The sequence below is a fragment of the Clostridium omnivorum genome (assembly GCF_026012015.1).
Taxonomy (GTDB): Bacteria; Bacillota; Clostridia; order Clostridiales; family Clostridiaceae; genus Clostridium_AX; species Clostridium_AX omnivorum.
Window position 1 is genome coordinate 151,119 of record NZ_BRXR01000001.1, and the last position, 11,227, is coordinate 162,345.

Annotated in this window: 13 protein-coding genes; 7 read left to right on the forward strand and 6 right to left on the reverse strand. The window is 31.3% G+C overall.

From position 1 onward, the window contains the following. The first annotated feature begins 190 nt into the window (after positions 1-190). The 3 genes from bsdE14_RS00735 (at position 191) to dapB (ending at position 3,060) form a co-directional block, all read left to right on the forward strand. On the forward strand, positions 191-1,186 hold the full coding sequence (locus bsdE14_RS00735) for an aspartate-semialdehyde dehydrogenase (RefSeq protein ID WP_264847999.1): 996 nt from the start codon (positions 191-193) through the stop codon (positions 1,184-1,186). Between the two features lie 109 nt (positions 1,187-1,295). Beyond that, positions 1,296-2,183 carry a 4-hydroxy-tetrahydrodipicolinate synthase gene (gene dapA / locus bsdE14_RS00740; RefSeq protein WP_264848000.1) on the forward strand — a complete coding sequence of 296 codons (888 nt, stop codon included), beginning with the start codon at positions 1,296-1,298 and terminating at the stop codon, positions 2,181-2,183. 115 nt (positions 2,184-2,298) lie between these two features. Beyond that, positions 2,299-3,060, forward strand: coding sequence for a 4-hydroxy-tetrahydrodipicolinate reductase (gene dapB / locus bsdE14_RS00745; protein ID WP_264848001.1), 762 nt, complete (start codon positions 2,299-2,301; stop codon positions 3,058-3,060). 52 nt (positions 3,061-3,112) lie between these two features. Here the strand turns inward: dapB and bsdE14_RS00750 are convergent, their stop codons facing one another. Both bsdE14_RS00750 and bsdE14_RS00755 read right to left on the reverse strand, forming a co-directional pair. Then, a complete protein-coding gene (locus bsdE14_RS00750) occupies positions 3,113-4,264 on the reverse strand; it encodes a pyridoxal phosphate-dependent aminotransferase (RefSeq protein ID WP_264852193.1) in 1,152 nt (383 codons plus the stop codon). A gap of 19 nt (positions 4,265-4,283) precedes the next feature. After that, on the reverse strand, positions 4,284-4,823 hold the full coding sequence (locus tag bsdE14_RS00755; protein ID WP_264848002.1) for a cob(I)yrinic acid a,c-diamide adenosyltransferase: 540 nt from the start codon (positions 4,821-4,823) through the stop codon (positions 4,284-4,286). 207 nt (positions 4,824-5,030) lie between these two features. Between bsdE14_RS00755 and dapD the strand changes: the two genes are divergently transcribed. Next, complete coding sequence (dapD, locus tag bsdE14_RS00760) at positions 5,031-5,741, forward strand: 2,3,4,5-tetrahydropyridine-2,6-dicarboxylate N-acetyltransferase (protein WP_264848003.1); 711 nt, start codon at positions 5,031-5,033, stop codon at positions 5,739-5,741. A 43-nt stretch (positions 5,742-5,784) separates the two neighbouring features. Here the strand turns inward: dapD and bsdE14_RS00765 are convergent, their stop codons facing one another. Both bsdE14_RS00765 and pdaB read right to left on the reverse strand, forming a co-directional pair. Beyond that, positions 5,785-6,447, reverse strand: a complete 663-nt coding sequence (locus tag bsdE14_RS00765) for a single-stranded DNA-binding protein (RefSeq protein ID WP_264852194.1) — start codon at positions 6,445-6,447, stop codon at positions 5,785-5,787. 166 nt (positions 6,448-6,613) lie between these two features. Then, complete coding sequence (gene pdaB, locus bsdE14_RS00770) at positions 6,614-7,375, reverse strand: polysaccharide deacetylase family sporulation protein PdaB (RefSeq protein ID WP_264848004.1); 762 nt, start codon at positions 7,373-7,375, stop codon at positions 6,614-6,616. 189 nt (positions 7,376-7,564) lie between these two features. On the opposite strand from pdaB, the gene bsdE14_RS00775 reads away from it, so the two are divergent. Together bsdE14_RS00775 and bsdE14_RS00780 are read left to right on the forward strand one after the other, a co-directional pair. Next, positions 7,565-7,798 carry an alpha/beta-type small acid-soluble spore protein gene (locus tag bsdE14_RS00775; protein ID WP_264848005.1) on the forward strand — a complete coding sequence of 78 codons (234 nt, stop codon included), beginning with the start codon at positions 7,565-7,567 and terminating at the stop codon, positions 7,796-7,798. Positions 7,799-7,878: 80 nt separating this feature from the next. Continuing rightward, positions 7,879-8,406 carry a DUF4364 family protein gene (locus bsdE14_RS00780; protein ID WP_264848006.1) on the forward strand — a complete coding sequence of 176 codons (528 nt, stop codon included), beginning with the start codon at positions 7,879-7,881 and terminating at the stop codon, positions 8,404-8,406. On the opposite strand, the gene bsdE14_RS00785 is transcribed toward bsdE14_RS00780, so the two are convergent. Beyond that, the gene (locus tag bsdE14_RS00785; protein WP_264848007.1) at positions 8,403-9,287 is read right to left on the reverse strand and encodes a YncE family protein; all 885 of its coding nucleotides are present in this window, start codon (positions 9,285-9,287) and stop codon (positions 8,403-8,405) included. The genes bsdE14_RS00780 and bsdE14_RS00785 overlap by 4 nt on opposite strands. 124 nt (positions 9,288-9,411) lie before the next feature. Between bsdE14_RS00785 and bsdE14_RS00790 the strand changes: the two genes are divergently transcribed. Next, complete coding sequence (locus tag bsdE14_RS00790; protein ID WP_264848008.1) at positions 9,412-9,666, forward strand: TIGR03905 family TSCPD domain-containing protein; 255 nt, start codon at positions 9,412-9,414, stop codon at positions 9,664-9,666. A gap of 104 nt (positions 9,667-9,770) precedes the next feature. Here the strand turns inward: bsdE14_RS00790 and bsdE14_RS00795 are convergent, their stop codons facing one another. Further along, on the reverse strand, positions 9,771-11,090 hold the full coding sequence (locus bsdE14_RS00795; RefSeq protein WP_264848009.1) for a bifunctional folylpolyglutamate synthase/dihydrofolate synthase: 1,320 nt from the start codon (positions 11,088-11,090) through the stop codon (positions 9,771-9,773). Between the last annotated feature and the right edge of the window lie 137 nt (positions 11,091-11,227).

An 11,227-nucleotide genomic window follows, 5' to 3' on the forward strand; every position in this document is an offset into this window, starting at 1 on the left:
ATAGTAAAGATTTTTTTGGAGGCTAAAGTCCCAAATGGATTTTTTCGGGGTTAAAGGTCTAAATGACCTTTAACGGGTAGTTTATCTAATGATAATTAGATAAACTACCCCAGAGACTTGCCTATGGGAACCGACATGAATAAGTTATCCAGTGTTTCCGAGGCCAAATAATTTTAAAGGAGGAATAAATATGAAATACAATGTTGCAGTAGTTGGAGCTACAGGGATGGTTGGAAGAAAGTTCATAGAAGTACTTGAACAAAGAAACTTTCCTGTAAATAACCTTTATTTTTTTGCTTCAAAACGTTCAGCAGGAAAAAAGCTTACTTTTAAGGATCAGGAAATCGTTGTTGAAGAGCTTATTGAGGATAATATTTCAAATAAACAAATTGACTTTGCTCTTTTTTCCGCAGGAGGTGACACAAGTTTAACTTTTGCGCCTATATTTGCAAAATATAACGCAGTAGTAATTGATAATAGCAGCGCATGGAGAATGAATTCTGAAGTCCCTTTGGTAGTGCCAGAAGTTAATCCTGAGGATATAAAGTGGCATAAAGGAATAATTGCCAATCCAAATTGTTCCACAATTCAAGCTGTAGTTGCACTAAAACCATTAATTGATAAATATGGAATTAAGAGAATTATTTACTCCACATATCAAGCAGTATCCGGGTCAGGTCTTGGTGGTTACTCAGACTTAAAAGAAGGATTAAACGGTGCTTCCCCTAAAAAATACCCTCATCCTATAGCAAATAATATTCTTCCACATATAGATGTATTTTTAGAAAATGGCTATACGAAGGAAGAAATTAAAATGATTGAAGAAACCAAAAAAATAATGCATGACGATAAATTAAGAATAACAGCTACAACAGTAAGAGTTCCAGTTTACTACGGACATAGTGAAAGTATTAACATAGAACTTAAAAATCCTTTTGAAATTGAAGACATATTTGAACTATATAAGAATTCAAAAGGCATTATTTTACAAGATGATGTGAAGAACAATGTTTATCCAATGCCTATAAATGCTGAAGGACACGATGAAGTATATATAGGAAGAATAAGAAGAGATTATAGCATCGATAATGGATTAAACCTCTGGGTTGTAGCAGACAATATTCGAAAAGGTGCTGCTTCAAATGCAATACAAATTGCAGAAAGTATTATAAACGAAAGTAAATAACAAAAAGTTTAAAAATTCATATATTGTAGTATATTGAGACATTTATTTTAATATTAAGTATTAACACTTGCGATCCTATAAAATAGGCTCAGCAAAAGGAGGTATATTTATGAGTATTTTCAAAGGTTCTGGGGTAGCAATAGTAACCCCTTTTAACGAAAGAGGAGTAGATTTTGAAAAACTTGGAGAACTAATTGAATGGCATATTTCAAACAAAACTGATGCTATAATAATTTGCGGTACTACTGGTGAAGCATCCACTATGACAGAAGATGAAAGAAAAGAAACAATAAAATTCACTGTAGGTAAGGTTAATAAAAGAATTCCTGTTATAGCAGGTACTGGGTCTAACAACACTGCAGCATCCATCAAAATGAGTCAATGGGCAGAAAGTATTGGTGTTGATGCACTACTAGTTATAACTCCTTATTATAATAAAACTACACAAAAAGGACTTGTAGAACATTTTAAAGCTATTGCAACCAGCGTATCCTTACCTATCATAGCATATAATGTACCTTCAAGAACTGGTATGAATCTTTTGCCTAAGACCCTAAAAGAACTATGCCAATTTGACAACATAGTAGCTGTTAAAGAAGCCAGTGGAAACATAAGTCAAATAGCTCAAATAAAAGCTCTTTGCGGAGATAGAATGGATATATACTCTGGAAATGATGACCAGACAGTTGCTATAATGGCAGTTGGAGGTATAGGAGTAATTTCAGTTCTTGCAAACATTATACCTAAGGAAATCCACCATATGTGTGATAGTTTTCTAAAGGGTGATTTAAAATCTGCTCTTAAAATTCAGCTAGATACCTTAGCCTTAAATGATGCTGTTTTTATTGAAACAAATCCAATTCCTATAAAGACAGCAATGAATTTACTAGGTATGAAAGTAGGCAGCTTAAGACTCCCTCTTTGTGATATGACAGAAGGTAACCTTTCTATATTGAAGAAAGAATTAAATTCTTATGGCTTGCAGCTAGGCGAATAGCTCCAAAATATCTATTTTCTAAGCATATTATTAACAATTGTATTTTCTTAAATTACAAATAGATAATACAATTGTTAAACATTTTATGCTTAAAACATTACAAGGAGGTAAATCTATGATAAATATATTATTAAATGGTTGCGGTGGTAAAATGGGCGCAATGATATCTCAAACTATAAAAAACTTTCCAGATCTTAGAATAGCTGTTGGTGTAGATAAAAACCCTGTAAGTATGGAATATACCACCTTTACTTCAATAAAAGAAGTAACTGAAAAAGTTGATGTAATTCTAGATTTTTCAAGACCAGAATCTTTAGCTGATTTGCTAAGCTATGCCAAAGAGAATAATGTTCCTTTAGTACTATGTACTACAGGTTATACCGAAGAACAGCTTAACATAATAAATAGTGCATCTAAGCATCAAGCTATATTTAGATCCTCAAACATGTCCTTAGGAATCAATCTTATAAATAATTTATTAAAGAAAATTTCTCCCGTTCTTTATAAGGATTTTGATATAGAAATAATTGAAAAACATCACAATCAAAAAGTTGATGCTCCAAGTGGAACTGCAATCTTATTAGCTAATTCCATTAAGGATTCAATACCTGAATCCACTAAATTCGTATATGGCAGAGATGGAATAGGTAAGAGACAGCCTTTGGATATTGGAATTCACGCAATAAGAGGTGGAAGTATTGTAGGAGATCATGAGGTAATCTATGCTGGCCAAGGAGAAATAATTGAACTTAGCCATTATGCTATGTCTAGGGAAGTTTTCGCAGTAGGTGCTCTTAAAGCTTGTCAATTTATTAACAAAAAAACAGAAGGACTCTATTCAATGGATAACATTATTGAAAGTTATATGCACATCTAAGTACAAAACCCCGGAAGTTTTATAAACTTTCCGGGGTTTTGTACTTAGAGATTTATAGTTTATCATTAATAAATTTTTCAATTCTATCCAATGCATCTTTCAGCTGCTCCATGCTATAGGAATAAGAAATTCTTGCAAATCCTTCTCCTCCTGGTCCAAATGCCGATCCAGGTACTATAGCAACTTTTGCATCATTTAAAAGTCTCTCACAAAACTCCTCACTACTGAATCCAAATTTCTTTACAGAAGGGAATATATAGAAGGCACCTTTAGGCATAACAACATCAAAACCAATTAGTTTTAATCTATTATATACGTAGTCTCTTCTTTTTTGGAATTCACATCTCATTTTTTCCACTTCATCTAAACAATTTTTTAATCCTTCAAGTGCACCATATTGAGAAATTGAAGGTGCACAAGACACTGCATATTGATGAACCTTCAGCACACTTTTCATTATTTCTTTATTTGCACAAAGATATCCAAGTCTTAAGCCTGTCATTGAGAACATTTTAGAAAAACCGCCTACAAAAATAACTTTATCCCTTATATCTGAGAATTGCGAAATAGAATAATATTCTTCTTCAAAACAAAGAGAACTATATATCTCATCTGTTACAACCATTATATTTTTATTTAATATAATGCTATGCAATTTATCTCTATCGTCCTTTGACAGTGTAGCACCAGTAGGATTTGAAGGATAAGACAAAACCATAATTTTAGGTTTTTCATTATCAATTATATTTTCTAGAGAAGAAATATCCATAGTGAAGTCCTGGTTTAATGGATAATTTACTACATTTCCTCCCAATAATTTTATGCAACTGTCATAGGCAGGGTAAGCAACATTAGGAATTAGCACCTTATCTCCAGCATTGACTAATGCTGTAAATACAGCTAATAAAGCCTCACTTCCTCCTATGGTTAAACATATTTCCTCAGGCGAGTATTTTATTTTAAAAGATAAAAGATACTGAGCAATATGCTCTCTTAATTGAAAAAGACCAATGTTTGAGGTATATTCAGTTTTATCCTCATTAATAGCATCTATCATTGCCTTTTTAATTCTATCAGGAACCTTAAAATCTGGTTGGCCCAAGGTTAATGAAATAGCTTCTGGCACTAAAGCTACTTTATTATAAAATTTTCTTATCCCTGATATTTCAATTTTATTTACGTTATTTGATATGCAATCTATGATGAATCACCTCTTAAACTAGTTAATATTCTATTCCTTCCCTAGCAGGGACTCCTATATCAAAATAATGTTTAATATCCTTCATCTCTGTAATAAGATCAGCCTTCGCTGCTATTTCAGAAGGAACGTTTCTTCCAGTAAGTATTAGTTCCATGTTCTCTGGTTTTAAATCTATAAGCTGCAGTAATTGCTCTTCTGTTATTAAATTATTATGTAAAGCTCCCATTACCTCATCCATTATAAGTATGTCACATTTTCTTTCCTTAAGTACGGTACAGCAAAAATCATACGCTTTTTGTATTTCTAATTTTAGCTCTGCTTTTTCTTCATCATTTAGAGTCCAGAAAAATCCTCTCTTTTTCTCAAATCTAAATATATTAAAATATGGTGCTAGCTTCTCTGCACTTTTTAGTTCACCAGTGCTGGATCCCTTTAAAAATTGAACCATATATACATTATACTCATTTCCTGCTGCTCTGACTGCTAGCCCCACTGCTGCAGTGGTCTTTCCTTTCCCGTTGCCAGTATATATTTGAACATACCCTTTTTTAAGCTCAGTCATAATATATTACCTCACTCTCTATATTAGTAAAATGCCATTTTCAAGACAGCTTAATTATATACTTATTTAATGCTTTTTAAAAGCTTATGTTTTATTTAGATTTCCCCCTTTAATTTATTTCCATTATTTATTATAATTATAAAGTATAAGTTTTACTATTATTTATGTAGACAACAATCTAAATAATCAAACCTAGGAGGAATAGAAATGAGTTATAATTTGACCGATCCATATGAAATAGCACGATTCATAAAAGAAGCACAAAAAACCACTCCTGTAAAAGCATACGTAGAGGGTAATCTACAAGATTGTGATTTTCGCAATATAAACGCATTTGGCGAAGGCAACTTCTATGTTTTATTTGGAGAGCATCAAGAAATTATTAGCTTTTTAGAAGAGAATAAATCAAAAGTAAATAAATATAAATTAGAAAATGACAGAAGAAACTCAGCCATTCCACTTGCGGATTACTCCAATTTTAATGCAAGAATAGAACCAGGCGCTATTATAAGGGATAAAGTAATAATAGACAATAATGCAGTTATAATGATGGGTGCTGTGATAAACATAGGTGCAGAAATTGGCGAAGGTGCCATGATTGACATGAACGCTGTAGTAGGTGCAAGAGGTAAAATTGGCAAGAGAGTCCATCTTGGTGCTGGAGCTGTAGTAGCTGGTGTTTTAGAACCACCAAGTAAAGATCCATGTATTATTGAAGATGATGTGCTTATAGGAGCTAATGCCGTTATCCTAGAAGGTGTTAAAGTTGGCAAAGGTTCTGTTGTTGCTGCTGGTGCTGTAGTAGTAGAGGATGTGCCATCAGGTGTAGTAGTAGCAGGAACACCTGCAAAAATAATTAAAATAGTAGATGATAAAACAAAAGATAAAACTCAAATTTTAGATGACCTAAGAAAATAGAAGCAATGAGCAAATGTCTGCTCATTGCTTTTATAATTTACAATTATTCCAAAGGCATATCTTCAGAGGAAATGGTTGTTCCATCTTCTTTATTTGCCTTTTCCATTTTAGATATGGAAACCTCATATGCTATTTTCTTAATTGTTTCTGTATCAGATATTTTTTTCTCATATTCTCTGCTTTGTAGTCTCCCCCAAATTTTGATATTATCTCCTACTTTTAAGGTTTGGCAAAATCTTGAGTTTCTTCCCCAAGCAATAGTAGGGATGTAGTCAGATTTATTATAAGCTCTATTTACTGCTAATAGCATATCTGCAATTTCTCTACCAAAAGGGGTAGTCCTATATACAGGCTGCTTGCATATATAACCATCAAGGAATATTTGATTAGGATTCTTACTCTTTTCAATGCAAAACTCTACATTCCTTGCAAAAACCGAAAGTATTAATCTATTGGCCCCATCTTGAAATTTATTATAAGACCTTAACTGTCCTTCAACAATTACATCTGTACCTATCTTCAAGTCCATACCAGTTATAAGTCTTTCAGATACAGTAATAGTTAGATTATCCTTTGCATCGCTTAGCCTTTGTACTTCAAGCTTAAAAGTATAAAAACCCTCACCATACATCTCATGGCTAAATTCTAGTTCACCTGCAATTTTTCCTTCTAAATAGATCTTATTGTTTAACATTAAATTGTCCATCATAACCCCTCTTTCCCTTAGTTTCAATTATCATACAAAATATAATTATTCAAATAAAGTTTAAAATATTACCTTTTATATATATAATTTTTAGGATTATTTTAAACGATTAAAGAAATAGTATGCTTCCATTATAATACATTAATTATATATATTTCAACAATATCTATTTTTGTATTTGTTTGCCAGATAAATCAATTTTATAGTTCTCCTTGTAAATTAAGTCTCCCGCCTTAACAAAGCTATATCCTTGTGATTTTAAATTTTCTATTATTTTAGGAAGTGTCTCAGGAGTGTACTTTGCATTATTATGAAATAAAATAATAGAACCAGGCTTTACTGCTTTCATAACTCTATTATATTCAATATCAGCGCCATTTTCTTTCCAGTCAATACTGTCAACATCCCACTGAATACAATAATGATTTGTGCTTTCTGCAGCATCAATTACTAAATTGTTATAAGCCCCCTCAGGGCATCTAAACAATTTTGTATCTTCTCCAATAATTTTCATTAACTTGGCATCACAGGTATTTATATCTTGTATTATCCCATCTCTTGACATTTTAGTCATGTCAGGGTGCTTATTGCTGTGATTTCCTATCTCATGCCCTCGTTTTTTTATTTCACTTACTTTATCCTCGTTCTGGTCTATCCATCCCCCTACAATAAAAAAAGTGGCCTTTACATCATATTTGTCCAAAATATCTAGAAGCTTATCAGTATTATCATTTCCCCAGCTTACGTCAAAAGTAATAGCAACTTTTTTATCTTTAGAATCTACACAATAAATTGGAAGTTTTCTGCTTTCAATTTTAAAAACACCAGTATATTTATAGTTAATTCCTATAGACACAACTGTGCTTACAAGCAGAAGAGTCAATGCTAATAATATTTTTTTCACACTGTTTCTATCTGTGTTTTTCATATTTCTCCTCCTTTTTTATTTCTATATAATTGTATTCTTTCAATATGATTATATGATTTTTTATTTACAATATATAACACTTATTAATGATGGTGGATATGTTATCCTTATATGGCTTTGATTCCACAGTATAAACTTTCAACGGGGACACAAAATATATATACAAATACATATAAAGGAGGAATAAAAATGGCTCAAGGAAGAACAGGAAGCGGAAGAACTCAGCTTGTTCCAGAGGTACATTCCTTATTAGATAATATGAAATATGAAATAGCTGAAGATATGGATTTAGGCGTTCATCAAGGGTCTGAGGATTATTGGGGAAGCGTTAGTTCTAAAAATTGTGGTAAAGTTGGCGGAGAGATGGTAAAAAGACTTATCTCTATGGCAGAAAACGAAATGCTAAACGGAAAAACACCATAAATAACATAAAAAGCACCGATTTACTTCGGTGCTTTTTATGTTATAATAAAGTATAGCTAAATTTTAAAGGGGGATAAGACATGTTTGAAGATACTTTAGAATTAGCTGAGCATAAGCTTCTTTTATTATACATCTTCAATAAGATAAAGTTTCCTATCTCAAAAAATCAAATTACACAGATTATTTTGGAAAATAATTTTATTAATTATTTTACTTTGCAGCAGTATATTAGCGAGCTATTGTCCTCCGGTTTTTTAGTTCAAATTATGGATGATAATAAGCACAGACTGAATATCACTGATAAAGGAAACAAAGTTCTTTCATTATTTGAGAGCAGGCTTTCTCAGAATAAGAAAGATGCTATAGATGCATATTTAAAAAATCATTTACAGAACATCAAAAAAGAAGTTACTGTTTCAGCTGACTATACAATAGAAGGTTCAAACAATTTTATAGTAAATCTACGTGCATTTGAAAACAATGTAATTTTAATAGATTTAAAACTCAATGTGGCCTCAAATAAACAGGCAAGAGAGCTCTGTGATAAATGGAAGAGTAATTCTTCCGATCTCTATAATAAAATTGTTCAACTTTTAATAGCCGACTAAATAAGAGTCATTCCTGTAGGTTCGCCGCCTATGGATATGGCTTTTTTGTTTTTCTTTAATATATCTATTCTTAGCAATAGATTATTATAATTATCCCCTATATATAGATAATTCTCATGTTTTATAATTCCTCTAGGCATTCCTCCTACATAAAATTTACCTTTTTCTTTTTTTACTTCTAAATCAATTACGCTTATTGTACCTTCTCCAAAATTAGATACATATCCTTCATTACCTTCTGAACAAATGTATACAGGTGAATTTCCAACACAAATTCTGCCACAAACTTCATAAGTTTTTAAGTCAATTATAGAAATACTTCCATTATTATTGGAACCTAAATTACTTTCACAAACTAAAATCCATTTATTATCCGATGTAAATATTGCATTTGTTGGATAAGGTCCAACTTTAATATTTTTTATAACATTCATACTTATTGTATCAATTACTGTAACACTATCGCTTTCCATGTTTGAAATAACAATAAGATCATTACTTTTATTCTTACTAATACTATGGGGTAGATTACCACAAGGAATTTCCTCAACAATTTTATTCTTAATTAAATTAAAAACAATTACATTATTAAGTTCTCCACATATTACATATGCATCGCTCTGATTTACAGCTACATCATTACAATGAGATCCAATATAAAAGCATTCAATTTCTTTTTGTGTCTTTATATTGATTTTTGAAAGACTATTTCCATAACTATTTGCTACTAAAAGTTCATCATTATAAACGCTAATACCATGTGGCCCTGTTCTTATTAGCTTATTTGCACTAACTGGTATTCTATTTTCTTCCTTAAATACTGTTAAATCTACCTTCGATATACAATCTGAAGATGTATTACAAACATAAAGGCAGTTCAATTCAATCACCCCCATAATACTATATAATATGAAATATTTCCTAATCTGTTAATGGACATGTTTGACAATATTAACTTTTTCAATATATAATTTATATGATAATTTGTAGCAAGAGAGGTATAAGATGTATAGTTATAAACCAACCGGTGTATGTGCAAAAGCAATAAATTTTGAGGTGATTGACAATAAGATTTGTAATGTATCATTTGTAAATGGCTGTAATGGAAATCTTCAAGGAATGTCCAGATTACTTGAGGGAGTGGAAGTTGAAGAAGCTATATCAAAATTAAAAGGCATTAAATGTCAAGGAGACACCTCTTGCCCAGACCAATTTGCTAGAGCTTTAGAAGCATTAATAATTAATAAAACAAATGGGTAATTAAAACGGGTTCTGTTTAATATAATATTAAACAGAACCCGTTAGTTTATTTTTATTTCTACAAAGTAGTTTTATTACTTATATAGTGCTAATTAGAAGAGTATTTATTTTTTTTTGAAGTAATCACCCTTCTTAATTATTCCTCTCATTCCTCCAATCATGTATAAAGAACCACATACTAATAATATGTCCTCCGTTTCACAGCTGTTCATCCCAATTTTAAGTGCTTCACTATAATCTTCTACTACTTCAACATTATTATTATACCTTTTTATCACTTCAGCCAGCTCTGCCCCTAATTCTGCTCTATTAGAATTTGGAGTAACAGCAACAATTTTTTTTGCTTTAGGAACAATAGTTTGAACCATTTGCTCCACCTGCTTATCCGCTAAAATTCCTAAAATAAGCACCAAATTATTATAAGAAAAATAAGTTGTAACACTTTCAGTAAGTTTTCTAATTCCATCTATATTATGAGCACCATCAATAATAACTAATGGATTTATAGACATAATCTCCATTCTACCTGGCCATTTAACTTTTTCGAGAGCTGAGGATATGTGATTCCTATCAATCTGTACACCTTTGGATATCAGATATTCAACAGCATATATTACAGTAGCACAATTCAGCAGCTGATGTTTTCCTAATAGAGCTAGATTTAAGCTATAATCATGCTTCACAGTTTTAATTACAATTTTTTGATGATATTCACCCTTTGAATTCATTGTAATTTCTTTTAGGTTTACACAATCATGTGGCACAAGTATCATATCAGATTTTTTTTCAATGCACTTTTCCCTTATAACTTGTAAACTTTCCTCAGTCTGAGGATATAATATTAATGGTATCTCATCTTTTATAATTCCAGCCTTTTCATAAGCAATTTTTTCTAATGTATCTCCCAATATAGCCATATGGTCGTAGCTTATGGAAGTAATAATACTTAATATTGGGGTAATTACATTTGTTGAATCTAGTCTTCCTCCAAGTCCAACTTCAATGATAGCATAATCAACTTTCATTTTATAAAAGTATAAGAACATAGCACAGGTTATTATTTCAAACTCGGTAGGTTGATCAAATCCAAGATTTATTACATCATCAACAGCCTTGGATACCTCTGTTACCACCGAGGTCAAATGCTCCTTTGGAATATTTTCGCCATTAATCTGTATTCTTTCCTCAAATTCCTCTATAAATGGAGAAATATACATTCCAGTTTTAAAGCCTGCTTCTCTTAGGATAGCCTCAAGCATTGCTGTAGTTGAACCTTTTCCATTTGTACCACCAATATGTATGCACTTTAATTTCTTATGAGGATTTCCTAAAAGCTCTAGTATTTTTTCAGTTCTGCTGAGACCATAATTACTTCCAAACTTTGCGGTATTCTTTATATAAGCCATTGCCTCATCATAATTCATATTTGTCACCTTTTATTTCATTTATATTACTCATTTAAGAGTTAAATCAGTCAATTTCCTTAAAAATCTCTACTTAAAATATTTAAACAAAGATGAAGGTGTAAATCTAGAATTTATACCTTCATCTGTTGTTAATA

Coding starts and splice junctions, on each gene's coding strand:
- bsdE14_RS00735 (WP_264847999.1), top strand. CDS start 191: ATGAAATACAATGTTGCAGTAGTTGGAGCTACAGGGATGGTTGGAAGA.
- dapA (WP_264848000.1), top strand. CDS start 1,296: ATGAGTATTTTCAAAGGTTCTGGGGTAGCAATAGTAACCCCTTTTAAC.
- dapB (WP_264848001.1), top strand. CDS start 2,299: ATGATAAATATATTATTAAATGGTTGCGGTGGTAAAATGGGCGCAATG.
- bsdE14_RS00755 (WP_264848002.1), bottom strand. CDS start 4,823: ATGACTGAGCTTAAAAAAGGGTATGTTCAAATATATACTGGCAACGGG.
- dapD (WP_264848003.1), top strand. CDS start 5,031: ATGAGTTATAATTTGACCGATCCATATGAAATAGCACGATTCATAAAA.
- bsdE14_RS00765 (WP_264852194.1), bottom strand. CDS start 6,447: ATGGACAATTTAATGTTAAACAATAAGATCTATTTAGAAGGAAAAATT.
- pdaB (WP_264848004.1), bottom strand. CDS start 7,375: ATGAAAAACACAGATAGAAACAGTGTGAAAAAAATATTATTAGCATTG.
- bsdE14_RS00775 (WP_264848005.1), top strand. CDS start 7,565: ATGGCTCAAGGAAGAACAGGAAGCGGAAGAACTCAGCTTGTTCCAGAG.
- bsdE14_RS00780 (WP_264848006.1), top strand. CDS start 7,879: ATGTTTGAAGATACTTTAGAATTAGCTGAGCATAAGCTTCTTTTATTA.
- bsdE14_RS00790 (WP_264848008.1), top strand. CDS start 9,412: ATGTATAGTTATAAACCAACCGGTGTATGTGCAAAAGCAATAAATTTT.
- bsdE14_RS00795 (WP_264848009.1), bottom strand. CDS start 11,090: ATGAATTATGATGAGGCAATGGCTTATATAAAGAATACCGCAAAGTTT.